The following is a 24,948-nucleotide window of genomic DNA, read 5'->3' on the forward strand; positions in this document are numbered from 1 at the left end:
GGTGGACCGTGTCGGGCCTTTCGCAGGCAAGCCAGCTCCCACATTTGGCCGCGTTTCAACCTTGGAATGCCGTCAAGTGTGGGAGCGGGCTTGCCTGCGAAAGGCTGCACCGCGATCCCAAGCCAACCGCTAGCAGGCATACCGCGCCAGCTTGGCCTGGATAAAGTCGAGGAAACACTGGATGCGCAGCGCCAACTGCGAGTTGCGATAGAACACCGCATGAATCGGCTGGCGATAGCCGCTGTTGAACGCCTCCAGCACCGGCACCAGGCGCCCGGCGTCGATGTCGGCGCTGGTCATGAAGTTCGACAGGCAGCAAATGCCCTGCCCCTCCAGCGCCAGCTGGCGCAGGGTTTCACCGCTGGACGCGGCAATGCCCGGCTGGATCAGCCAGCGTTCGCCTTCCACATGGCGCAGTGGCCAGTGGTTGAGGGTTTCAGTCTGGGTGAAGCCAAGCAAGGTGTGGTCGGCCAGTTCAGCTACCGTGGTCGGCGTGCCGAACTGCTCGATATAGGCAGGGCTGGCGAGGATATGCAGCGGCGTGCAGCCCAAGGCGCGGGCATGCAGGGTGGAGTCGGCCAGCGTACCGATGCGGATCGCGATGTCGGTGCTTTGTTCCAGCAGGTCGATGATCAAGTCATCGCTGTTCAGCTCCAACTGGATCTGCGGGTACAGGCGGCGAAATTCGGCGATGTACGGCACGATCCCGTGCAGCATGAACGGCACAGCCGCATTGATACGCAGGCGCCCGGCCGGGTGCTTCTGGCGCGACGACAGGCGTTCTTCCAGCTCATCCATCTGCGCCAGGATCAGCTTGGCCTGCTCGAAGAAGTACTTGCCCTCTTCGGTCAGGTCCATGCGTCGCGTGGTGCGGTTGATCAGCGTGGTGTCGAGCTTGGCCTCCAGGCGCGACAAGGTGCGGCTGACCGCCGACGGCGTCTGCCCGACCTGCTCCGCCGCGGCGGAAATCGAGCCGCACTCAATCACGCTGACGAAGATTTGTAGCTCGTCGGATCGGGCTTTCACTGGCTGTCCTCGTAATCGGTTAGCCGCAGCTTACACCGAGAGGTTGAACACCTGCGCCAGATGCTGCTCGTAGCGCGCCACGTCGGCGTCGATGGCCGGGCGTTTCATCACGTCCACGCAGAGGAAGGTCGGCAGGCCGGTCATGCCAAGGAATTGGTTGGCCTTGTGGAACGGGAAGTAGACCGCGTCCACGCCCTTGGCTTCGAAAAAGTCGCTCGGGTCGTCGAAGGCTTGCTGCGGTGCGTTCCAGGTCAGCGACAGCATGTATTGCTTGCCCTGGATCAGGCCGCCGCTGCCGTATTTCTGCGACGCATCGGAGCGGGTGCGGCCATCGCTGGCGTACAGGCTGCCGTGGCCTTCGGTGAAGACCTCGTCGATGTATTTCTTGACGATCCACGGTGCGCCCATCCACCAGCCGGGCATCTGGTAGATGATCACGTCGGCCCAGAGGAATTTCGCGACTTCTTCGGCCACGTCGTAGCCTTCATCGATATGGGTGACCTTGACGTCGATACCCCCACGGTCCAGCACGGCCACGGCGGCATCATGCAGGGTGTTGTTGTAGCGGCCATCGGAGTGGGCGAACTTTTTGCCGCCGTTGAGCAGGAGTACTTTTTTCATGGGAGGGTCTCCAGAAGTTGAAATGTCTGGACGCAGACTATCGACCTCAGCCCCTCGGAATAAGCGGTGGCGCGGCAAAATACATTTGACCGCAATGCACGAATACCCGGCGATTGTTAACCGTTGATCAGCAGATGGCCGCCCAGCAGTGCCATGCCGATAAGAAACACGCGTTTGAACAGCACCGCGCTGATGCGCTGACGCACCACTTGGCCCAACCCCATACCCAGCAGCGCGGGCACCAGCGCCAGCAGCGAGGCATTGATTTCGCCAACGCCGAGGCTGCCGCGCCAAGACAGACCGGCGGCCAACGCCAGGGTTGACACGCTGAACGACAGCCCCAGCGCCTGCACCAGTTGGTCGCGGCTCAAGCCCAGGGCTTGCAGGTACGGCACCGCCGGAATCACGAAGACGCCGGTGGCCGAGGTGATGATGCCGGTGACCAGGCCACACACCGGGCCAAGCCAGCGTTCGGTTTCAGGCTTGACCTTCAACGTAGGCAGGCACAATCCGCTCAACGCATACACCAGCAGCGCGCCGCCCAAGGCGTGCACCACCCAGCCGCCGCCGTCCATGCCCAGCCACAGCGTGCCGAGCCCGGTGCCGAGGAAGATCAGCAGCAACAGCGGCCACAGGCGTTTGAGCAGCGCACGCAGGTGGCCGCCGAATGCCAATTGCCAGAGGTTGGTAACGGTCGATGGAATGATCAGCAACGCCGCAGCCTGCGCCGGGAGCATAGCCAGGCCGAGCAGGCCCATGGCGACCGTGGGCAGGCCCAGGCCGATAACGCCCTTGACGGCGCCGGCCAGCAGGAAGGTGCCGAATACCAGCAGGGTCAGGGCGGGGCCGATGTCTTGGTAGAACGTGAGGACAGTAGTCATGGCCGGATTGTGGCGGGTTGAGGCGGGGTTGGAAATTCGCCATATACTGAGGCAGCCTCTTGTTTTGGGTGAGGCTGATGACGCTTTCGCGGGCAAGCCCGCTCCCACATTCGACCCCATTCTCATGCTGGAACCCGGTCAAGTGTGGGAGCAGGCTTGCCCGCGAAGAGGCCAGCCCAGTCACTCGAGCCCCCCCGCCATGCACTTTGACCTGATCGACCTGCGCCCCTACCGGCAATATCACCGCCGGCGCCTCCCGCAGCCATTATTCAGCCCCATTCTCATGCTGGAACCCGGTCAAGTGTGGGAGCGGGCTTGCCCGCGAAGAGGCCAGCCCAATCACTCGAGACCCCCCGCCATGCACTTTGACCTGATCGACCTGCGCCTCTACCTGCACATCCTCGACACCGGCAATATCACCGCCGGCGCCGCCCGCAGCCATTATTCAGCCGCACTCTCATGCTGGAACCCGGTCAAGTGTGGGAGCGGGCTTGCCCGCGAAGAGGCCAACCCAGTCACTCAAGAACCCCCGCCATGCACTTTGACCTGATCGACCTGCGCCTCTACCTGCACATCCTCGACACCGGCAATATCACCGCCGGCGGCGCCCGCAGCCATTTATCCCTGGCCGCTGCCAGTGCACGCATCCGGGCGATGGAAGCGTCACTGGGCATCGAGTTCCTCGAACGCGGTCGCCGTGGCGTCACCCCCACGCCCGCCGGCAAGGCCCTGGCCCGTCACGCGCGCCTGTTGCTGCAACAGGCCGAACACCTGCAACAGGACCTGGCGGAATACGCCAACGGCGTCAAAGGCCAGGTGCGCCTGCTGTGCAACACCACCGCCCTCAGCGAATACCTGCCGGAACTGCTGGCGGACTTTCTGCGTGAGCACCCCAACCTCGACATCGACCTGCAGGAATTGCCCAGCCTGCGCATCACCCAGGCACTGCGCCAGGGTACGGCCGATCTCGGGATCATTTCCGACGCGGTGGACACCCACGGCTTACAGACCCTGGCGTTTCGCGACGACCCGCTGGTGTTGATCATGCCGCTGGATCATCCGCTCGCCAGCCGGAACGTCAGCTTCATCGATAGCCTGCAACACGACTACGTAGGCCTCGCCGCCAACAGCGCGCTGGCGGTGTATCTGGAAGAACAGGCGTTGCACGCCGGGTTCCGCCTGCAAACGCGGATCCGCGCGGAGGGTTTTGATGGGGTTATCCGCATGGTCGCAGGCGGCGCCGGGCTCGGCATCGTGCCCCAGGCGGCCCTGGAGCGTTGGCCGAAGGAACGCCGCTTCAAGGCTCAACCCTTGCGCGAAGAATGGGCCTGCCGACAGCTGCTGCTCAGCGCGCGCTCATTTGAACAGCTACCCGGTTACGCCAAAGCCTTGTTCGACGCCCTGAACCCCTCACACATTTTTTGACCGCGTTGATAACGCTCGGCGGTCACGCAGAGTAATATCTGCCCCCTCAGCAGTTCCAAGGGCAGGTGCGATGTGCACCACCTCGCGAAAAAAGTAGAAGGTAACGTGAATGGCGGATGACATGGTTAACCCGGTGGGCCTCAAGCGGGGCCTGAAGAATCGGCATATTCAGCTGATCGCCTTGGGAGGGGCGATTGGTACGGGGCTGTTCCTCGGTTCGGCGGGCGTGCTCAAGTCAGCGGGGCCGTCGATGATCCTGGGTTACGCGATCGCCGGTTTCATCGCATTCCTGATGATGCGCCAGCTTGGCGAAATGATCGTCGAAGAGCCGGTGGCCGGTTCCTTCAGCCACTTCGCCCACAAATACTGGGGCGGCTACGCGGGCTTTCTGGCGGGCTGGAACTACTGGGTGCTCTACGTACTGGTCGGCATGGCCGAACTGACGGCGGTGGGCAAGTACATCCAGTTCTGGTGGCCAGAGGTTCCGACCTGGGTCAGCGCGCTGGTGTTCTTTGCGGCCGTAAACCTGATCAATACCCTGAACGTGAAGTTCTTCGGTGAGGCCGAGTTCTGGTTTGCGATCATCAAGGTGGTGGCGATCATCGGCATGATCCTGCTCGGCTGCTACCTGCTGTTCAGCGGCCTTGGCGGCCCGCAAGCGTCCATCAGCAACCTGTGGGACCACGGCGGGTTCTTCCCGAATGGCGGCATGGGGCTGTTGATGTCGATGGCGTTCATCATGTTCTCGTTCGGTGGCCTGGAGCTGGTGGGCATCACCGCCGCCGAAGCCAGCGAGCCGCGCAAGGTGATCCCCAAGGCGATCAACCAGGTGGTGTACCGCATCCTGATTTTCTACGTCGGCGCCCTGACCGTGCTGCTGTCGCTGTACCCGTGGGACCAACTGTTGCAAACCCTCGGCGCGTCGGGCGATGCCTACAGTGGCAGCCCGTTTGTGCAGATCTTCTCGTTGATCGGTAATGACACCGCGGCACACATCCTCAACTTCGTGGTGCTGACCGCAGCGTTGTCGGTCTACAACAGTGGCGTGTACTGCAACAGCCGCATGCTGTTCGGCCTGGCCGAGCAAGGCGATGCGCCAAAAGCGCTGATGAAGCTCAACAAGCAAGGCGTGCCGCTACGCGCCCTGGCGGTCTCGGCGTTGGTGACGATGCTCTGCGTGGTGGTCAACTATGTGGCACCGCACAGCGCGCTGGAACTGCTGTTTGCACTGGTGGTTGCCTCGCTGATGATCAACTGGGCGCTGATCAGCCTCACCCACATCAAGTTCCGCAAGGCCATGGGCGAGCAAGGCGTGACGCCATCGTTCAAGACCTTCTGGTTCCCGTACACCAACTACCTGTGCCTGGCATTCATGGTGGTGATCATCAGCGTGATGCTGGCGATCCCGGGGATTCGCAATTCGGTGTTTGCAATGCCGGTGTGGGTGGGGGTGATCTACATTGCCTATCGCTTGCGGATGAAAAACACGAAAGTCGCTGTGGCGCAGTAATCCGTGTGGGAGCGGGCTTGCCCGCGAATGCAGTCGGCCAGTTACGGCTGAGTTGACTGGCCCACCGCATTCGCGAGCAAGCCCGCTCCCACAGTGAACAGAGGCGTGTCAGAGGAATCGGACCCTGCTGCGCTTCTGGGCATCCCGATGTCGAGTTCAGACCACTGGCGCAACGCCCGAGGCCGTAGGGTTCATCTTTGAATTCCCTGCCTCGGAGACATCATGTCCAAGCCCATCACCGTACTGCGCGACACTCACCCCCTGCCGGTCCTGGACGCGTGCAAATGGGAAAAGCTCGAAGGCGACCCGCACACCGTCAACCTCAACGCCTATACCAGCGAAGACGGCAGCAAGATCATGGGCACCTGGATCTGCACACCGGGCAAGTGGTATGTGGACTACGTGAAGTGGGAATACTGCCACTTCCAGGAAGGCTACTGCATCATCACCCCAGACGGCCTGGAGCCGATTCACTTGCGCGCCGGGGACATCTTTGTGGTGGAACCGGGGATGAAAGGCACCTGGGAAGTGGTCGAGACCGTGCGTAAGTACTTCGTGTTCGCCTGACCTGCTGCCGAAGCCAAAACCGCTGTCGTGAGCAGGCTTGCCCCGCTCACGACAGGTCGACCTTATTCGGGTTTGCGGTAGCTGTTGATGATTGCCGAGAAGTCCTTGCCCCCCTCCCCACGCTGACTCATCGATTGGTACAACTGCTGCGCCACCGCGCCGAGGATCACAGGTTGGTGCGCCTGGCGTGCCGCTTCAGTCGCCAGCCCCAGATCCTTGAGCATCAGGTCGGCACCAAACCCGCCGGTATAGCCACGGGACGACGGCGCCGTTTCGATCACCCCCGGCCACGGGTTGTAGGTATCGGAACTCCAGCAGCGCCCGGTCGAGCTGTTGATGATTCCCGCCAGCACCTGGGTATCGATGCCCAGCGCATCCCCCAGCGCCATGGCCTCGCTGACGCCGACCATGCTGATGCCCAGCAGCAGGTTGTTGCAGATCTTGGCGATTTGCCCGGTACCCACGTCGCCGCAGTGCACGATGTTGCGGCCCATCTGCGCCAGCACCGGTTGCAGGGTGGCGAACAGTTCTGCGGTGGCGCCGACCATAAAGGTCAACGTCCCGGCCTGGGCGCCGCCGGTGCCGCCGGACACCGGTGCATCCGCCATCACCACGCCTTGCTTGGCCGCAGCCGCGGCTACGTCACGCGCGGTTTGCGGGTCGATGGTGCTGCAATCCACCGCCGGTACGCCTTTGCCGATGCCGGCGAGTACGCCGTCTTCATTCAGCCAGACGCTGCGCACATGGGCCGCGGCCGGCAGCATGGTGATCACCAGTTCGGCGCCGTTGGCCGCGTCACGCGGTGAGGCGCTGATAGTGCCGCCCAGCGCGGCCAGTTCCTTGAGGACCGTCTGGTTCAAGTCGAACAGGTTCAGCGCGTGGCCGGCCTTGATCAGGTTGCGGGCCATGGGCGCGCCCATGTTGCCCAGGCCGATAAATGCAATCTTCATGCTCGTCTCCCGGAATCAGCGCAGGTTGATGGTGGTGTTGACGCCATCGTTGACCGTGTCGTCGTCGAACCAGCGGCTGGTGACGGTCTTGGTCTGGGTGTAGAACTGCACGACTTGCTTGCCGTACGGGCCGAGGTCGCCGAGTTTGGAGCCACGGGAACCGGTGAAGCTGAAGAACGGCACCGGCACCGGGATCGGAATGTTGATGCCGACCTGGCCTACATCGATTTCGCTCTGGAACTTACGCGCCGCCGCTCCACTTTGAGTGAACAGGCCAGTGCCATTGCCGAACGGGTTGGCGTTGACCAGTGCGATGGCCTCATCGAGGGTCGCAACTTCGATCACCACCAGCACCGGGCCGAAGATTTCCTGGGTGTAGATCTGCATGTCGGTGGTCACGCCGGAGAACAGGGTCGGGCCGACAAAGTTGCCTTGCTCGTAGCCCGGCACCTGGATGTCGCGGCCGTCCAGCTCCAGCTTGGCGCCTTCCTTCACACCGCTTTCGATCAGTTCCAGGATGCGCGCCTTGGCACGCTTGGAAATCACCGGGCCGACGTCGGTGCCGGCTTCACTGCCGGCGTTGACCTTGAGTTGCTGCGCCAGCGCTTTGAGGTCCGGCAGCCATTGCTTGGACGCCCCCACCAGAACCACCACCGAGGTGGCCATGCAGCGCTGGCCTGCCGCGCCGAAACCGGCACCGACCAGGGCGTTGAGGGTGTGCTCGCGGTTGGCATCCGGCAGCACCACGGCGTGATTCTTGGCGCCCATCATCGACTGCACGCGTTTGCCGTGCTTGCCCGCCAAGTCGTACACATGGGTGCCGACTGCGGTCGAGCCGACGAAGGACACGGCCTTGATGTCTTTGTGGGTGCACAGCGCATCCACCACGTCCTTGCCGCCGTGCACCACGTTGAGCACGCCCGCCGGCACACCGGCTTCCAGCGCCAGTTCTACCAGCAGCATCGTCGACAGCGGGTCCTGCTCGGACGGTTTGAGGACGAATGTGTTACCGCAGGCAATTGCCATCGGGAACATCCACAGCGGAATCATCGCCGGGAAGTTGAACGGGGTGATGCCGGCGCACACGCCGATCGGTTGACGCAGGGTGTAGGTGTCGACGCCACCGGCGACGTTCTCGGCGAATTCGCCCATCTGCAGGGTGCCGATGGAACAGGCGTGTTCCACCACTTCCAGGCCGCGGAAAATATCGCCTTCGGCATCGGCAATGGTCTTGCCCTGCTCGGCGCTGAGGACCACGGCGATGCGCTTGGAATGTTCGCGGATCAGGGCTTGCAGCTTGAGCATGATGCGCATGCGCGCGCCGATCGGCGTCAGCTTCCAGGTCTGGAAGGCGCGGTGAGCGGCGTCGATGGCGGCATTGACTTCATCGGCCGTGGCGAACGGGACTTTGGCCAGCACTTCTTGGGTGGCCGGGTTGACGATGTCTTGCCAGTGGGTGGTCTTGGACTCGACCCATTCACCATTGATCAGCAATTTGACCTGTTGTACGGAGATATCGGCAGAAGCGTTCATGGGGTCTCCAATCTTGTAGTTATGCAGAGACAAGGCGCGTGAATCGCCTTGGGAATGAGGCGTTCGGACTGTTTTTGGAGTATAGATGTGCAAATCTCTAATAAGAACGCACATAAAAGCCGGACCAATATGCAAAAAAACATCACGTCACTGGGCGCCCTGAACTGGGATGACCTGAAGTTTTTCCTCGAAGTGGCCCGCACCCGCAAGGCCAGCGTCGCCGCCAAGCGCCTGGCGGTGGACTACACCACGGTGTCGCGGCGTATCAGTTCGCTGGAGGTGTCACTCGGCACCCTGCTGTTCGAAAAGTCCCGCACCAACGGCTTCGTCCTCACCCCCGAGGGCCAGCGTTTGCTGGGCTATGCCGAGTCGATCGAAAGCACCCTGCACATGGCCTGCGAGCAGGTTTCCGGCTCTGGCGTGGCGCTGTCCGGGCATGTGCGCATGGGCTGTACCGAAGGGTTCGGCAGCTTTTTCGTCACGCCGCAATTGAGCCACTTCGTCGATACGTATCCGGCAATCTCGGTGGACATCCTGCCCCTGCCTCACTTCATCAGCCTGTCCAAGCGCGAAGCCGACATCGTCATCGCCCTGGAACGCCCGGAACACGGGCCTTACGTGTGCTGCAAGCTGTGCGACTACAAACTGCAGTTGTACGCGACCCAGGAATACCTCGACCAACACCCGCCGATCCGACGCCCGGCGGATCTGGCCGAGCATCCGTTCATCAGTTACGTGGATGACTTGGCGTTCAGCTCGGAATTGTTGTACCTGGCAAACGTGGTGCCCGGCGCCAGCGCCAGCTTGCGCAGCACCAGCGTGATTGCGCAGTACGTGGCAGCGCAGCAGGGACGGTCGATGGCGATCCTGCCGTGTTTCCTGGCGGCGCAGGACCCGCGCTTGTTGCCGGTGCTGGGAGAGGAGATCGCGATTACGCGGCAGTTCTGGATGTACTGCCGGGAGGATCTGCGGAAGTTGAAGCGGATTACGTTGCTGTGGGATTACATCCGGGAAGTGACGGAGCAGAACCAGGGGTTGTTGATGGGGGAGACACGAGAGATGGGGTTTAAAGCACACCCCAAATAGAGTGTGGGAGCTGGCTTGCCTGCGATTGCGGTGGATCAGTCGGCACTTCACGGCTGATAGACCGCTATCGCAGGCAAGCCAGCTCCCACAGTTGATTGTGTTTCAATTTGAAAATAGGTGAATCGACTCAGTCGGCGATCACCACGATCGATACCCGCCGGTTCTCCGTACGCCCTGCCACCGTGGTATTCGGCGCTACCGGTTCGCTGCTGCCCAGCCCGCGCAACTGGATGTTTTCTTCCTTCATCCCCACGCCGGTCAGTACCTTGGCCACGCTTTTCGCGCGACGCAGCGACAGTTGCTGGTTGTAGGTTTCCTTGCCCGAGGCGTCGGTGTGGCCGTCGACACGCACCCGTTCGATACCCACGCCGAGCAGGGCCTTGCCAATGCGTTCGACGATTTCGGTACTGGGCGGGTTCAGGCTTTCGACATCGCTGCCAAACAGCACTTTGCCAGACAGGCCAAAGGCCCAGCCGTCGTCGGTGAGTTCAAAGCCTTGTTGCTTGAGCACGGCAATCTGCGCCGGGGTCAGGCCTTTGGGTGGGGCCGTCTGGCAGCCGCCGAGGGCGAGCAGCGCCACCAGGAGGGTGATAAACATAAAGCGCGCGGTCGAGAACAAGGGGTCAACTCCTGTGTTGAACGTTGACGACGGAGGCTTCCGATTCCGCCGTTTGCTGGCCGCCCGAAGACGAGCGTTTGGCCTGGTACATCGCCGCATCGGCGGCATTGAGCAGGGTGCCGGGGGTGGCACCATGATCGGGGTAGAGGGCGATGCCGATACTGAGGGAGGTAAACACCTGGGCCTCTCCCGGCACGGAGATGGGCAGGTCCATGCTGGCGATGATGTTGTCGGCGATACGCTGGGCATCTTCCAGTTTGTGCAGGGGCGCCAGCAGGATCGCGAATTCGTCGCCGCCCAGGCGTGCCACCAGGTCATCCTCACGCAGCTGCGCACGCACACGGTCGGCGACGGCCACCAGCACCGCATCACCGGCGGCGTGGCCGAAGCTGTCGTTGATTTCCTTGAAGCGGTCGCTGTCGAGGTACAGCACCGCCAGTTGTTCCTTGGCCTTGGCGGCACTGCGCAGGGCGCGGATCAAGCGGCCTTCGAAGAACGCGCGATTGGGCAGGCCGGTCAGGCTGTCGTGGTTGGCCAGGTGCGCGAGGGTTTCGTTCTCGCTTTGCAGGTGGTTCTGCCAGGCTTGCATCTCACCGAGCAAGGCGTTGAAGTCGCTGCCCAGGCTGTCGAGTTCGGCAATCCGCGCCGGCGGCACGCGGCGGTCGAAATCCCGCTCGCTACGGGCAGCGTGGGCCACGGCGGCGAGGCTTTGCAACGGCCCGGTGATGCCGCGCAACAGGCGCTGGGCCAGGTGCAGGGCGACCCAGGCGCTGAGGGCGGTGCAGATCAGAATCCCGGCCAGGCCACTGAGCAAGAAGCGCAGCAGGCTGCCGCCGTGGCCGGTCAGGTGGATGCTGCCGATGATGCGCCCTTGGTGCAGGATCGGCTGGCTGATGGGTTGTTCAAGCAGGGTATGCGCCAGCGCCAGCTCAACCCGCGAAAGCATGCCGGTGTCCGGACGCACCCATTGCGCCAGCAACTTGCCGTTGGCATCGAAGACTTCGGCCTGGGCCACTTCTTCGGTGGAGGCAATCAGACTGAGGGCCTCGGTGGCCGCCGCGCTGTCGTTGAACACCACCGCCGCTTCCACGGTGTAATTGATCGAACGCGCGATCAGGTGCAGGTTGTGTTCGGCATAGACACGCAGCGCCAGCACGCCGAGCAGGGTCAAGGACACACTCGCCAGAATCACCGCCACCAGCGCCAGGATCATGTGCCCACGGCCGATGACCGAACGCAGGGTCGGGCGTTCTTTCAGCGCGGTCATGACTCTGGCGCCCTGCGTCGGGACAGTTGCAGCACACTCGGGTGAATGCGCACGCCGCTGCGCGCCACCGAATCGAGATTGACTTCGAACGACACCTGCTCATCCCCTACCCGCAGGCAGAACAGACTGCCGACGGTGCACTGGTCGCCACCTTCACTGATGCTCAGCACCGGGTGGCCGATCAGTGAGGCAAACAACTTGCTGCGTTCATCAGCGCTGAGTTTGCCGATGTATACGGCGTTACAGGTATTGACGATGTCGGGGTGATCGGCCAGCAAGCGCTGGACCAGCACCGGACGGCCGGTGGCCTGGGTGGTGCCTTTGATCAGGTCGTCGGTGTACTGGGTGGGCCCGACGATGCACAGCCGCAACTGCGCAGGTTCCACCGGCCAACGGGCGTAGCTGAGGATACCGAGTACCACCTGGGTGACGGCCTGGGCGCGATGATCCGCCGGGCTGGGCGCCTGGGCAAACACGCAGGGAGCGAGCATGCACAGAACCGCCGTCAGCAGCATGTGTCTCCAGCTCAAACGACGCTCTGTAGGCGAGACAGCCACGTTCATGCAGCGTTTCTCTCAGGACTTGTCACAATGATGCCGCAACGATAGCACAGCGACGGAAACCCCCGCGATATAGCGCCATAAATGACCTATCAGTCAGGTTTTTGCGCCACATGCCCCAACTCCAGCATCAGCCCGCTCAAGCGCTTGACCTTGCGCCGCACGGCCTCTTCAAATACCCCGCCACGGGGTTCGATCAGGCTGAACCAGCGCTTGGCCCGGGTGATGCCGGTGTAGATCAGTTCTTTGGTCAGCACCGGGTTCAACGCATCCGGCAGGATCAGCGCGGTGTGGGTAAATTCCGAGCCCTGGGATTTGTGCACGGTCATGGCGTACACGGTTTCCACATCGTTCAGACGACTGGGCAGAACAAACCGTACACCACCCTGGCCATCGTTACGTGGGAAAGCGACGCGTAGCACCTGGGGCCCACCGTCACTTTCGGGCAGCTTGAGGGCGATGCCAATGTCGCCGTTCATCAGGCCCAGGCCGTAATCGTTGCGGGTCATCAATACCGGGCGGCCTTCGTACCATTGCTCGTCGCCGTCGATCAGCCGCGCTTTGCGCAAGGCGGCGGTGATGCGCAGGTTCAGCCCTTCTACCCCCCACGGGCCTTTGCGCACGGCACAGAGCAGTTGGAAGGCGTCGAAAGCCTGCAATAACTGTTGTGCCCAGTCGATCCAGGCATTGTCTTCGCGTGGGGTGTCGAGGGCGGGACGCGCACTGCGCAGCAGGTCGAGGTAGTAGCGATAACCTCTGGCGCCGTCACTGCCCTGCCCGTCCAGGACCAAGCGTTCCAGGGCGTGGTCGTGTTCCCCTTTGAGCCTTACGCAAGCCAGGTCGGCGTGGCTGCCGGCATTCAACAGGTCACGGGCTTGCTCGGGGTTTTGCTGGTTGACCCAGCGGGCGAGCTGACCGATGCCGCTGCCTTCGCCGAAACGCCGCGAGTAGCGCAGCATCACCACTTGCTGGGCCAGGGGATGGCTGGCGTCGCGGTCTTCCTCCAGGCCGCTGGCGCTGAGGTCTTCGCCGCTGACCGCTTGCAGCCATTGGCGGGTGTCGGCGCTGTACCAGCCGGCTTCGGCGTCGCGGCACAAGTCGCCAAGCACAGCGCCCGCTTCCACCGAGGCGAGTTGGTCCTTGTCGCCCAGCAGTACCAGCCGTGCATGGGGCGGCAAGGCGTCCAGCAGGTTGGCCATCATTTCCAGGTCGATCATCGAGGCTTCGTCCACCACCAGCACATCCAGGGGCAACGGGTTGCCCAGGTGATGACGGAAATGGCGCGTCCCCGGGCGGCTGCCCAGCAAGCGATGAACCGTGGTGACCTGGGTCGGGATTTTTTCGCGCACGTCGTCGGGCACGGTCAGCGACTGGACTTGCTGGCTGATGGATTCGGTGAGACGCGCCGCCGCTTTGCCGGTGGGCGCGGCCAGGCGAATGCGCAACGGGCTGCCGGCTTCTACCGCCGGCGCTTGCAGCAGTGCGAGCAGGCGCACCACGGTGGTGGTCTTGCCGGTGCCGGGGCCGCCGGTGACGATGCTGAATGCACCGCGCGTGGCCAGGGCGCAGGCGAGTTTTTGCCAGTCGATCACGCCGTCCGGTGGCGGCTGGTCGAACAGGCCATTGAGACGCTGGGGCAAGTCGGCAGCGACGCTTTCCTGGGTGGCGAGGCGACGACGCAAGGCGCTGTCGATGCGCCGCTCGTAAGTCCAGTAACGACGCAGGTACAGGCGCGTGCCGGCCAATACCAGCGGGCGGCTTTGCGCGGCCTCACTGGCGTCGACGGCCTGGGCCACCAGGCGACTGGCAGCCAGCGCCTGGCACCAGTGGCCACCGTCGAGGCCGTCGAGCAGTTGCGACGGCAGCACCATCGCGCCGGTCTGCAGGTCGCCTTCGGGCGGCAAGGACAGCGCGAAGTCCGGCGCCTTGAGGGTTTCGAACAGGTCCAGGCAGACGTGACCGTGGCCCAGTTGGTGGCTGGTCAATGCAGCGGCCAGCAGCACCAGCGGGTCGGCCTGGGGATCGAGTTCGTGCAGGAAGCCGACGAAGGCCTTGTCCAGGGCGCGCAGCCAGCCGCGGTCAACCCAGCGCTCCAGCAGTTGCACGAGGTCGGCGGCGCGGCTGAGGGGGTCCAACGCCTCCAACGGCAATGGCGACAGGCTCATAGCAGAACTCCTTGTTCCCAGGCGGGCTCAACCTTGGGTGGGATGGGCTTGCCCTGAAACAACAGATCCAGGCTTTCGATCAGTTCGCGCGGCGGGCGGGTGAAATACGCGCCATGGCTGGCGGCTTGAACGCCGCGCAGGAACACGTAGAGCGCACCGCCGACGTGGCGGTCGTAGTCATAATCGGGCAGGCGTGCCTTGAGCTGGCGGTGCAGGGCCAGTAGGTAAAGCACGTATTGCAGGTCATACCGATGCTCGAGGATCGACTGCTCCATGGCTTCCAGTGTGTAGGCCGAATCGTCGGGGCCAAGCCAGTTGGATTTGTAGTCGGCCACGTAATAGCGGCCGTCGTGTTCAAAGGTCAGGTCGATAAAGCCCTTGAACATGCCGTTGAGCAGCACCGGTTCGGCGGCGACCCGGGACACTCCGTTGTGGGTGGCCTGGCACACCAGCTTGTCGAGGGCGAGCACGTCGACTTTGTGGCTGGCGAACCAGAACTCCATTTCGATCTGGTATTGCTGCAGGTTGCTGAGTGCGACCTGATCGTTATCCACCGGCAGCGGGGTGTGCAGCAACTGGCCCAGCCAGGCGCTGAGGGTGGTGATCCAGCCCTCCCAATTGCGTCGATTGCAGCGCGCACCAACGGCTTGTTCGATGGCCTGCGGGGTGACGTTGAAACCATCTTCGCCAGCCCATTCCAACAGGCCGTGGAGAAAAGTCCCCGGATTCGGACCGCGTGGGAAACGGTGAATGTCACCGCCGGAAGCCGCCACTTCGCGCGGCGCATCCGGGTCGAGGCGCTCGTCATCGAACAGCTTTTGCGCCTGTGGGCTTTCCGGGGCTTCAAGGGTGGCCACGCTCATGCTGTCGCCAATGCGCAGGGCGCTGTAGGACGCGATCCACCAGTTCTCTGCCGCTTTGCGTTTGGGCAGCAATGGTGCGAGCAAGGTGGCTTCGTTGCGCGGCGGGTGGAAGAGGATGTCTTGCGCGTCGGGCACGTGGCCGTAGTGTACGGCGGGGCAGCCTTCCTGCAAGTCCAGCAACCAGCGCGCCAGGGCGGCGGACTCACCCAGCGCGGCACCGGCGCCGAGCAAGTAGCCCAGCGCCGAGAGATGTAACACCGAGCTGCTGCTGTTGCCGCGCTTGAGGTCGGCGATACCGAGCCAACAGGCGTGCTTGGCGCGGGTCAGGGCTACGTAGAACAGGCGCAGGTCCTCGGCCAGGCGCTCATCGTCGGCCTGGGTGATGAGCTCGGCGGTCGGGCGCAGGCTGACTTGGGGGTTACCCTTTTCATCGTGGTAGTGCAGCGGCAAGCGCGTGCCGTCCACCGGTTTGGCCGAGCAGATGAACGGCAGGAAGACCAGGTCGTACTCCAGGCCCTTGGACTTGTGAATCGTCACCACTTTGACCAGTTGCTCATCGCTTTCCAGGCGCAGGATCTGCTCTTCCCCGGCCTGCCCCGACAATGCCAGGTGTTCGGCCAGGTGGCGGATCAACGCCTGTTCGCCGTCCAGTTCCGAGGCGGCTTGTTGCAGCAGTTCACTGAGGTGCAGCAGATTGGTCAGCACCCGTTCGCCGTCGCTGCGGGCGATCAGGGTTTGCGGCAATTTGAAGTCATGCAGCAAGCGCCGCAGCATCGGCAGCACGCCTTGGGTACGCCAGATCGCGCGGTAGCCACGGAACTGCATGACGCGGGTTTCCCACGCCAGTTCGTCCTGGTTCAGACGCTCCAGTTCCGGCAGTGACAGGTTCAAGGTTACGCAAGCCAGGGCGGCGCGCAGCGGGCGCTCGACGTCCGGCTCGGCGCAGGCCTTGAGCCAGGCCAGCAGGTCATGGGCTTCCTGGGCGGCGAAGACCGAGTCCTTGTCCGACAGGTACACGCTGCGTACGCCACGGGCGGCCAGTTCGGCGCGCACGGCTTGGGCTTCCTTGCCATCACGCACGAGGATGGCGATGTCTGACGGCAGCACCCCGTTGAAACTACCATCTGGCTGTAGGAAACCTGCTGTGCCCTGCTGCCCGCCGTTGAGCAGTTCAGCAATCTGCGTGGCACAGGCGCCAGCCAGTTGCTGGCGATAGACCACAGTGGAAATCGGTTGGTCGGTGGGCAGGTGCCACAGGTTCATCGCCGGCAGCGTCTGGCCATCGACCTGCAACAGCTCCTTGCGGCCTTGGGACAAGACCGGCTGGAACGGCACAGGGTTTTCACCGTCCGGCTTGCGGAAGAGAAACGCGCCACGGCCGCTTTCGGCACGTTGGAACACGTGGTTGACCGCCTCGACCATCGCGTGGCTGGAGCGGAAGTTGGTGCCCAGGGTGTGATGGCGCCCGGTAGTGGCCTCGCGTGCGCGCAGGTAAGTGTAGATGTCGGCGCCGCGGAAGGCGTAGATCGCCTGTTTGGGGTCGCCGATCAGGAACAGGCCGCTGTCGAGGTGGTTTTCTTCGATGCGGTAAATGCTGTCGAAGATGCTGTATTGCACCGGGTCGGTGTCCTGGAATTCGTCGATCAGCGCGACCGGGAACTGCTCGCGGATCACACTGGCCAGGCGCTCGCCGCCGTCGGCCTGGAGCGCGGTGTTGAGGCGCGTGAGCATGTCGTCGAAGCCCATTTCGGCGCGGCGACGCTTTTCTTCTTCGAAGCGTTTGCCGACCCAACCGGCGGCGTGTTGCAGCACAGCGGCATCGGGGGTTGGCAGCGCGTCGAGGGCGGCCTTGAGGCCGGCCATGGCGTCGATGCCAGGGTGCTGCGGCGGCTCGCCCTTCCAGGCTTCGGCCATGCCGTCGGGGCTCAGGCGCGTGAAGCCGGTGCCGATGTCGAGTTGCTCAAGGGTTTCGTCAGCGGCCCAGGCGCTGATTTTTTCGAACCAGGGCTCGAAGTACCGCGCCTGCATCTTGCGGCCGTCGACGGCTTTGGCGGCCACGGCTTGCAGGCAGATGTCACGCAGTTCGTTGGCCCATTGTTGCCAAGGTGCCTTGAGTTCGATCAGCGCTTCGCGGCGTTCCTGCAGGCAGGCGTTGATCAGTTCGGCAGGGTCGCGGCTTTCACCGCTGGGGCGTTCGCTGCCAAACAGTGCGCGCACCCGCGGCATCAGCGCAGCGGGGCCACCCCAGTGGGTGCGGACCCAGTTGAGCGCATCGTCGTGCATCGGGTAGCAGAACAGTCGCCAGTAATCGCGCAGGACTTCGCCAAGCAAGTCGCTGTGGTCGGTTTCCAGGGTTTGAGTGAACAGGCTGCCGCTGTCGAACGCGTGCTCGCGCAGCATGCGCTGGCACCAACTGTGGATCGTCGAAACCGCGGCTTCGTCCATCCATTGCGCGGCGATGTCCAGGCGGTTGGCGCAGGCGGGCCACTGTTCGGGCAGGTATTGGTTGCGCAGGTCGGCGATCAGCGCATCGGGTTGCTGGATTTCGTCGCGAAAGTAGCGCGCGGCTTCGGCCAGGCGGATGCGGATACGCTCGCGCAGCTCCTTGGTGGCGGCGTCGGTAAAGGTTACGACGAGGATTTGCGGTGGCAGCAGTTCGCGGCCAAACCCGGACTCTTCGCCACCGTGCCCCAGTACAAGACGCAGGTATAAGGCAGAAATGGTGAAGGTCTTGCCGGTGCCGGCGCTGGCCTCGATCAGTTGGCTGCCTTTGAGCGGAAAGGCCAGGGCCAAGGGTTTGCTGCTCATGCGCTGGCCTCCTCGCTGGTCAGTGATCGCCATGCTGCGTTCATCAGCGGGCGATACAGGGTTTCGCAGCAGCCTTCGAATTCGGCGCTGGCGATGAGTGTCGCGTAGTCGGGGAATTGGCGGGTGAGCGCAGGGCTTTCGCGGCGCTCGCCGTCGGTGTTCACGCCGTCACCTTCGTAGGCTTTGCTGGCTGCGGCGTCGGCTTTGGCCGGGTCGGTTTGGCCGAGCCAGGCGAAGGCGGTCTTGACGGCCACGGGGAGCGGCTTTTGCATCCCGCGATGCCAGGCCTGGAGCAGCTTGCGCAGGATGTCCTGGGCGGTGGATTTCTCCAGAGGGGCCAGCAGCAGGGTGTCGTCGCTGGCGACCAGGCCGGTACTTAACGACAGGCCACAGGCGCACGCGACCACGTGGTTGACCCAGGGGCGGATCAGCCGGTGCCACTTGCGAGTCTTGATCGAACCGATGCTGTTGGGAATAGTGGTCACGCTAAGCAATCCGCCATCACTGCGCCGGTGCAGGCCGCTGATCCAGCCTTCCAGCTGAATGCCTTGATGCTCAAAACTGATCGGTTCAGCACCGATGTGTGGCGTGGGCCAGAGAGCCAGCAGTTGTTGGTAACGTTGCAGCAGGTCGGGCAACGGCTCGATTAATTCATTGCGCAGGCATTCGCCAAAACCGACCATGGGCAGCAGGCCACTCCCTTGCAGGCGCAGGGCTTGGGCGTTGAGGGCCTGGTCAGGATGATCGGGCTCGGCCAGTGCCGCGTTTAACAAACTGTCGCTGAGGCTGTAGCGTTGCAGGGCGTCGAGAACGAAGGGTTCTTCATCGGCCAGAGGCACTTCAGCGGCCTCGAAGAACACTTTCAGACGCTGGCTGAAGAAATGTTTGACCGGGTTGCGCAGGAAGTCTTGTAACTGGCCGAGGCTCAGGGGTTCTTCCTGGTGATGCTCCGGCAATTGTTCTGCTTTGGCTTCGACATCAGATGCTTCGTGCAGCAACTGCCATTCGCGAGCGTAGCTGAACAGCGCGTCGCCTTCGTGGAAGTAGCGGGCGCTGAAGGGTTGCAGCGGGTGTTCCTGGGTCATGGCCTCAAGCAGCGGTTCGGCGCTGTGGGCGTGGTGCCAGCCGCTGGCGAGGTGGTCGCGCAACTGACCGATCAGCACCGAGGCCGGGCGCTCGCTGTTGTCGCGGATGCTGCGGCCGACCCAACTGATGTAGAGCTGGTCGCGCGCCGAGAGCAGGGCTTCGAGCAGCAGGTAACGGTCGTCTTCGCGGCGTGAACGGTCGCCGGGACGGTAGTCGCTGCCCATCAGGTCAAAGTCCAGCGGCGGCTGGGCGCGCGGGTAGTCGCCGTCGTTCATGCCGAGCAGGCAGACAAGTTTGAACGGGATCGCTCGCATGGGCATCAGTGTACAAAAATTGACAGCTCCAGCGAGGAAGCGTTGGGACAGGCGGCCTTGGTCCAAGCCAGCCAGCCAAGCCTCACGGACTACGGTGAGCGGTAACTCGTCCTGTAGGCCTACGGACTCGCAGGTTTCCAGCCAGGTTTCGCGCAGCTGTTCGAGTTGGCCCAGCAAGTAGTCGTCGTGCTCGCTGCTAGGCAGGAAGAACAGTTGCATCAGGCGTTGCAGGCGCTCGCCCCAGACCTGGGGGGTTGCCGACTCGGACAGGGTTTTATGCGCGTCATTGAGGGCGTCGAGCAAGGCGACCAATGGACCGATGAGGGCGGCATCCAGGCCGCCGATTTCGTCGTAGGGTTCGATGCCTTCGCAGGACGCGCCGCTGCCTACGGCGTAACCAAGCAACATCCGACGTAGGCCGAATCGCCAGCTGTTTTGTTCCAGTTCTTGTGGCAGCCCCAGCCCTGCGCGTTGCTGCGCATCAAGCCCCCAACGAATTCCGGCGCCTTCGATCCAGCGGTGCAGCGTGGGTAGGTCGCGCTCCTTGACGGCGAAGCGTTCGCGCAGGGCGGGCACATCGAGCAGGTCGAGGATTTCGCTGACCGGGAAGCGGCTGTCGGGGAGTTTGAGCAGGTGTTCGACGGCGATCAGCAAGGGATCGCGGCCGCGTTGGCCCTGGTCTGTCAGGGTGAAGGGGATGAAGCGTGGGTCGTTGCGTTCCAGCTGGCCGAACACGGCACGGATGTGCGGCGCGTAGCTGTCGACGTCGGGGACCATGACGATGATGTCTCGCGGGCGCAATGCGGGGTCGGCGCTGAAGCGTTGGAGCAGTTGGTCGTGGAGGATCTCCACTTCGCGCTGGGCACTGTGGGCGACGTGGAAGCGGATTGAGGTGTCACGCTCCAGGTCGACAGCGGGCCAGAGTTCGCGGGTTTCGTTGAGTGGGCGCAGTTCGAGGATGTCGTCCTGGAGTTGGTTGAGCAGCGTGGTGGGTTCGCTGTCGCTGAACAGGTCAATGCGACCGTCGCGGAATGCGGCGCGGTAGCTGTTGGGATCGTCGTAGCTGTCGAGCAGGCTGATGTAGTCGCGGCCTTGTTTGCCCCAAGCGGCGAGCAACGGGTGGGCGTGCTGGTGCAGGGTTTGCGGGTCGATGGTGAGCGGCATGCCGGCTTTGCGTGCTTGGCGCTTGTATTCGTTACGCAGCAAGTCTTTGTCGGCAACGATGTCGGACCAGTGGTGACGGCAAGGGTTATGTACACAGAGCAGGACTTGGCTGAAACGCGCGAGGCCGGCGAGTGCTTCCAGTGCTTGGGCGGGCAGCGATGAAATCCCAAACACGATCACCCGCGAAGGTAGGCCTGGGGGGGCCGTTTCAAGGGTGTTGATGCGCTCGATGAAACGCTGGTGAACGCCGGCACGGCTTTCGGCCATGCCCTCTGCGCCGACATCCAGCAATAGCGCACGCCATAGTTCGGCTTGCCAGCAGTTGGCAGGGTCGAGGGGTTTTGACTCGCCTCGGCCGTTGCGTAATTGGTGGCTGCCTGCGGCCCAGTCCTCAAGCCAGTCGGCGCGGTAAACCTGATATTGGTCGAACAGGTCGGCCAGGCGCTCGGCGAGTTGGTAGCGTTTGCGTAGGTCGGTGTCGTGGGTGAGGAAGCGTTGCAGCGGCTCGAAGTAGGGTTGACCGATGAGTTCCGGGAGCAGGCGCATGAGGCGCCAGGTCAGTGGGGCTTTGTCGAGCAGGGACTTGAGCGGGATTTCGTCACGGCCGAGGACCATGCGGTAGAGCTGCCACATGAAACTGCCGGGGAGTTGCACGTCAATTGCTGCGGCAATACCACAACCGCCCATGTCGTCATCTTCCGGGTCTTCGGCCAAGGCCAACTTGAGCCATTGGGCGATACCGTTGCTTTGTACCAGGGCGATCTCGTTTTCAAGCGGCGCCAGGGGATAGCGACGCATCCAGCTGACGACCAGGCTACGCAGTTCATCCAGGCGGTTGCCATGAACCACCATGAATCCAGCACTGAGAGACGTCGCATCCGGCATAACGGCTTCCTTGGGAAAAGCAAAATCGAGGCGTGGACTTTAGCATTGAAGGCCATTGCAATGGCCCTCTTCGCACTTTTCGACCGCCCAAAACAAAACCCCATCTGCTTTCGCAAATGGGGTTTCGGAATTTAATCTTGACGATGACCTACTCTCACATGGGGAAACCCCACACTACCATCGGCGATGCATCGTTTCACTGCTGAGTTCGGGATGGGATCAGGTGGTTCCAATGCTCTATGGTCGTCAAGAAATTCGGGTACTGAGTCGTGGCTTGTGCCTCGCTTCAGCAAATTGGGTATGTGATAGCTTTCGGTGTTTTGTGAGCGTCGAACTTTCGGTTTATTTCGTCTTCACACACCGCAATCTGGCCTTTCGACGCAAATTGCTTGGGTGTTATATGGTCAAGCCTCACGGGCAATTAGTATTGGTTAGCTCAACGCCTCACAGCGCTTACACACCCAACCTATCAACGTCGTAGTCTTCGACGGCCCTTCAGGGAACTCAAGGTTCCAGTGAGATCTCATCTTGAGGCTAGTTTCCCGCTTAGATGCTTTCAGCGGTTATCTATTCCGAACATAGCTACCCGGCAATGCCACTGGCGTGACAACCGGAACACCAGAGGTTCGTCCACTCCGGTCCTCTCGTACTAGGAGCAGCCCCTCTCAAATCTCAAACGTCCACGGCAGATAGGGACCGAACTGTCTCACGACGTTCTAAACCCAGCTCGCGTACCACTTTAAATGGCGAACAGCCATACCCTTGGGACCGGCTTCAGCCCCAGGATGTGATGAGCCGACATCGAGGTGCCAAACACCGCCGTCGATATGAACTCTTGGGCGGTATCAGCCTGTTATCCCCGGAGTACCTTTTATCCGTTGAGCGATGGCCCTTCCATACAGAACCACCGGATCACTAAGACCTACTTTCGTACCTGCTCGACGTGTCTGTCTCGCAGTCAAGCGCGCTTTTGCCTTTATACTCTACGACCGATTTCCGACCGGTCTGAGCGCACCTTCGTACTCCTCCGTTACTCTTTAGGAGGAGACCGCCCCAGTCAAACTACCCACCATACACTGTCCTCGATCCGGATAACGGACCTGAGTTAGAACCTCAAAGTTGCCAGGGTGGTATTTCAAGGATGGCTCCACGCGAACTGGCGTCCACGCTTCAAAGCCTCCCACCTATCCTACACAAGCAAATTCAAAGTCCAGTGCAAAGCTATAGTAAAGGTTCACGGGGTCTTTCCGTCTAGCCGCGGATACACTGCATCTTCACAGCGATTTCAATTTCACTGAGTCTCGGGTGGAGACAGCGCCGCCATCGTTACGCCATTCGTGCAGGTCGGAACTTACCCGACAAGGAATTTCGCTACCTTAGGACCGTTATAGTTACGGCCGCCGTTTACCGGGGCTTCGATCAAGAGCTTCGCGTTAGCTAACCCCATCAATTAACCTTCCGGCACCGGGCAGGCGTCACACCCTATACGTCCACTTTCGTGTTTGCAGAGTGCTGTGTTTTTAATAAACAGTCGCAGCGGCCTGGTATCTTCGACCGGCATGAGCTTACGGAGCAAGTCCTTCACCCTCACCGGCGCACCTTCTCCCGAAGTTACGGTGCCATTTTGCCTAGTTCCTTCACCCGAGTTCTCTCAAGCGCCTTGGTATTCTCTACCCAACCACCTGTGTCGGTTTGGGGTACGGTTCCTGGTTACCTGAAGCTTAGAAGCTTTTCTTGGAAGCATGGCATCAACCACTTCGTTAACTAAAAGTTAACTCGTCATCAGCTCTCGGCCTTAAGATCCCGGATTTACCTAAGATCTCAGCCTACCACCTTAAACTTGGACAACCAACGCCAAGCTGGCCTAGCCTTCTCCGTCCCTCCATCGCAATAACCAGAAGTACAGGAATATTAACCTGTTTTCCATCGACTACGCTTTTCAGCCTCGCCTTAGGGACCGACTAACCCTGCGTCGATTAACGTTGCGCAGGAAACCTTGGTCTTTCGGCGTGGGTGTTTTTCACACCCATTGTCGTTACTCATGTCAGCATTCGCACTTCTGATACCTCCAGCAAGCTTCTCAACTCACCTTCACAGGCTTACAGAACGCTCCTCTACCGCATCACTTACGTGATACCCGTAGCTTCGGTGTATGGTTTGAGCCCCGTTACATCTTCCGCGCAGGCCGACTCGACTAGTGAGCTATTACGCTTTCTTTAAAGGGTGGCTGCTTCTAAGCCAACCTCCTAGCTGTCTAAGCCTTCCCACATCGTTTCCCACTTAACCATAACTTTGGGACCTTAGCTGACGGTCTGGGTTGTTTCCCTTTTCACGACGGACGTTAGCACCCGCCGTGTGTCTCCCATGCTCGGCACTTGTAGGTATTCGGAGTTTGCATCGGTTTGGTAAGTCGGGATGACCCCCTAGCCGAAACAGTGCTCTACCCCCTACAGTGATACATGAGGCGCTACCTAAATAGCTTTCGAGGAGAACCAGCTATCTCCGAGCTTGATTAGCCTTTCACTCCGATCCACAGGTCATCCGCTAACTTTTCAACGGTAGTCGGTTCGGTCCTCCAGTTAGTGTTACCCAACCTTCAACCTGCCCATGGATAGATCGCCCGGTTTCGGGTCTATTCCCAGCGACTAGACGCCCTATTAAGACTCGCTTTCGCTACGCCTCCCCTATTCGGTTAAGCTCGCCACTGAAAATAAGTCGCTGACCCATTATACAAAAGGTACGCAGTCACAGAACAAAGTCTGCTCCCACTGCTTGTACGCATACGGTTTCAGGATCTATTTCACTCCCCTCTCCGGGGTTCTTTTCGCCTTTCCCTCACGGTACTAGTTCACTATCGGTCAGTCAGTAGTATTTAGCCTTGGAGGATGGTCCCCCCATATTCAGACAAAGTTTCTCGTGCTCCGTCCTACTCGATTTCATGACTAAGAGATTTTCGCGTACAGGGCTATCACCCACTATGGCCGCACTTTCCAGAGCGTTCCGCTAATCTCAAAGCCACTTAAGGGCTAGTCCCCGTTCGCTCGCCACTACTAAGGGAATCTCGGTTGATTTCTTTTCCTCAGGGTACTTAGATGTTTCAGTTCCCCTGGTTCGCTTCTTGCACCTATGTATTCAGTACAAGATAACCATCTTATGATGGCTGGGTTCCCCCATTCAGACATCTCCGGATCAAAGTCTGTTTGCCGACTCCCCGAAGCTTTTCGCAGGCTACCACGTCTTTCATCGCCTCTGACTGCCAAGGCATCCACCGTATGCGCTTCTTCACTTGACCATATAACCCCAAGCAATCTGGTTATACTGTGAAGACAACATTCGCCGAAAATTCGAATTTCTCAACTAAGAGAACTCACAAATTTTACCTTAGCCTGATCCGTTACCAGTGAAAGTAACGTTCAGTCTATCTTTCTATCACATACCCAAATTTTTAAAGAACGATCTAATCAAAGACTAGAAATCAACATTCACCATCGTCACGATGGAATGCTCATTTCTAAGCTTTCAACAAACAGAAGCAGTAGTGGTGGAGCCAAACGGGATCGAACCGTTGACCTCCTGCGTGCAAGGCAGGCGCTCTCCCAGCTGAGCTATGGCCCCGTA

At 61.4% G+C, this 24,948-nt stretch carries 15 protein-coding genes, 1 tRNA gene, 2 rRNA genes and 1 pseudogene; 5 read left to right on the top strand and 14 right to left on the bottom strand.

Annotated features, from left to right (window positions below):
• Positions 1–129: 129 nt before the first annotated feature.
• From AC3ISR_RS23770 to AC3ISR_RS23780, 3 genes are all read right to left on the bottom strand, one after another.
• The gene (locus AC3ISR_RS23770; RefSeq protein WP_489324494.1) at positions 130–1,026 is read right to left on the bottom strand and encodes a LysR substrate-binding domain-containing protein; all 897 of its coding nucleotides are present in this window, start codon (positions 1,024–1,026) and stop codon (positions 130–132) included.
• Positions 1,027–1,056: 30 nt separating this feature from the next.
• The gene (gene mdaB / locus AC3ISR_RS23775) at positions 1,057–1,647 is read right to left on the bottom strand and encodes an NADPH:quinone oxidoreductase MdaB (protein WP_192300621.1); all 591 of its coding nucleotides are present in this window, start codon (positions 1,645–1,647) and stop codon (positions 1,057–1,059) included.
• 116 nt (positions 1,648–1,763) lie between these two features.
• Positions 1,764–2,528 (bottom strand): sulfite exporter TauE/SafE family protein, encoded by a 765-nt coding sequence (locus AC3ISR_RS23780; RefSeq protein WP_192300622.1) that lies wholly within the window; start codon positions 2,526–2,528, stop codon positions 1,764–1,766.
• 358 nt (positions 2,529–2,886) lie between these two features.
• Between AC3ISR_RS23780 and AC3ISR_RS23785 the strand changes: the two are divergent.
• The 4 genes and pseudogenes from AC3ISR_RS23785 to AC3ISR_RS23800 form a co-directional block, all read left to right on the top strand.
• A pseudogene (locus AC3ISR_RS23785) lies at positions 2,887–2,982 on the top strand (LysR family transcriptional regulator); the annotation flags it as partial.
• Between the two features lie 80 nt (positions 2,983–3,062).
• Positions 3,063–3,953: a LysR family transcriptional regulator gene (locus tag AC3ISR_RS23790; protein ID WP_463984452.1), complete on the top strand. Its 891-nt coding sequence runs from the start codon at positions 3,063–3,065 to the stop codon at positions 3,951–3,953.
• Between the two features lie 109 nt (positions 3,954–4,062).
• A complete protein-coding gene (locus AC3ISR_RS23795) occupies positions 4,063–5,463 on the top strand; it encodes an amino acid permease (protein ID WP_192300624.1) in 1,401 nt (466 codons plus the stop codon).
• Between the two features lie 222 nt (positions 5,464–5,685).
• Positions 5,686–6,030 (top strand): cupin domain-containing protein, encoded by a 345-nt coding sequence (locus tag AC3ISR_RS23800; protein WP_192300625.1) that lies wholly within the window; start codon positions 5,686–5,688, stop codon positions 6,028–6,030.
• 62 nt (positions 6,031–6,092) lie between these two features.
• Here the strand turns inward: AC3ISR_RS23800 and mmsB are convergent, their stop codons facing one another.
• Complete coding sequence (gene mmsB / locus AC3ISR_RS23805; RefSeq protein ID WP_192300626.1) at positions 6,093–6,980, bottom strand: 3-hydroxyisobutyrate dehydrogenase; 888 nt, start codon at positions 6,978–6,980, stop codon at positions 6,093–6,095.
• A gap of 15 nt (positions 6,981–6,995) precedes the next feature.
• Positions 6,996–8,513 (bottom strand): CoA-acylating methylmalonate-semialdehyde dehydrogenase, encoded by a 1,518-nt coding sequence (locus tag AC3ISR_RS23810; RefSeq protein ID WP_463984453.1) that lies wholly within the window; start codon positions 8,511–8,513, stop codon positions 6,996–6,998.
• 129 nt (positions 8,514–8,642) lie between these two features.
• Between AC3ISR_RS23810 and AC3ISR_RS23815 the strand changes: the two genes are divergently transcribed.
• Positions 8,643–9,599, top strand: a complete 957-nt coding sequence (locus AC3ISR_RS23815; RefSeq protein ID WP_192300628.1) for a LysR family transcriptional regulator — start codon at positions 8,643–8,645, stop codon at positions 9,597–9,599.
• 127 nt (positions 9,600–9,726) lie between these two features.
• Here AC3ISR_RS23815 and yfiB read toward each other — a convergent pair whose 3' ends face one another.
• From yfiB to AC3ISR_RS23860, 9 genes are all read right to left on the bottom strand, one after another.
• Positions 9,727–10,218 (bottom strand): outer membrane lipoprotein YfiB, encoded by a 492-nt coding sequence (gene yfiB, locus AC3ISR_RS23820; protein ID WP_226457244.1) that lies wholly within the window; start codon positions 10,216–10,218, stop codon positions 9,727–9,729.
• 4 nt (positions 10,219–10,222) lie between these two features.
• Positions 10,223–11,485, bottom strand: coding sequence for a diguanylate cyclase DgcN/YfiN (gene dgcN, locus AC3ISR_RS23825; protein ID WP_192300630.1), 1,263 nt, complete (start codon positions 11,483–11,485; stop codon positions 10,223–10,225).
• Entirely contained in the window at positions 11,482–12,048 is a 567-nt protein-coding gene (gene yfiR / locus AC3ISR_RS23830; protein WP_463984454.1) for a regulatory sequestration protein YfiR, read from the bottom strand. The genes dgcN and yfiR overlap by 4 nt, the downstream gene beginning before the upstream one ends.
• A gap of 89 nt (positions 12,049–12,137) precedes the next feature.
• Positions 12,138–14,210 carry an exodeoxyribonuclease V subunit alpha gene (recD, locus tag AC3ISR_RS23835; RefSeq protein WP_463984455.1) on the bottom strand — a complete coding sequence of 691 codons (2,073 nt, stop codon included), beginning with the start codon at positions 14,208–14,210 and terminating at the stop codon, positions 12,138–12,140.
• Positions 14,207–17,881 (bottom strand): exodeoxyribonuclease V subunit beta, encoded by a 3,675-nt coding sequence (gene recB, locus AC3ISR_RS23840; RefSeq protein WP_463984456.1) that lies wholly within the window; start codon positions 17,879–17,881, stop codon positions 14,207–14,209. The genes recD and recB overlap by 4 nt, the downstream gene beginning before the upstream one ends.
• Positions 17,878–21,330 carry an exodeoxyribonuclease V subunit gamma gene (gene recC, locus AC3ISR_RS23845; protein WP_463984457.1) on the bottom strand — a complete coding sequence of 1,151 codons (3,453 nt, stop codon included), beginning with the start codon at positions 21,328–21,330 and terminating at the stop codon, positions 17,878–17,880. Before recC ends, recB begins: the two co-directional genes overlap by 4 nt.
• A gap of 135 nt (positions 21,331–21,465) precedes the next feature.
• A 5S ribosomal RNA gene (rrf, locus tag AC3ISR_RS23850) occupies positions 21,466–21,581 on the bottom strand.
• A 149-nt stretch (positions 21,582–21,730) separates the two neighbouring features.
• Positions 21,731–24,622 (bottom strand): 23S ribosomal RNA (locus tag AC3ISR_RS23855).
• 247 nt (positions 24,623–24,869) lie between these two features.
• Positions 24,870–24,945, bottom strand: a tRNA-Ala gene (locus AC3ISR_RS23860).
• Between the last annotated feature and the right edge of the window lie 3 nt (positions 24,946–24,948).

It is taken from the genome of Pseudomonas sp. GL_117 (assembly GCF_057835125.1).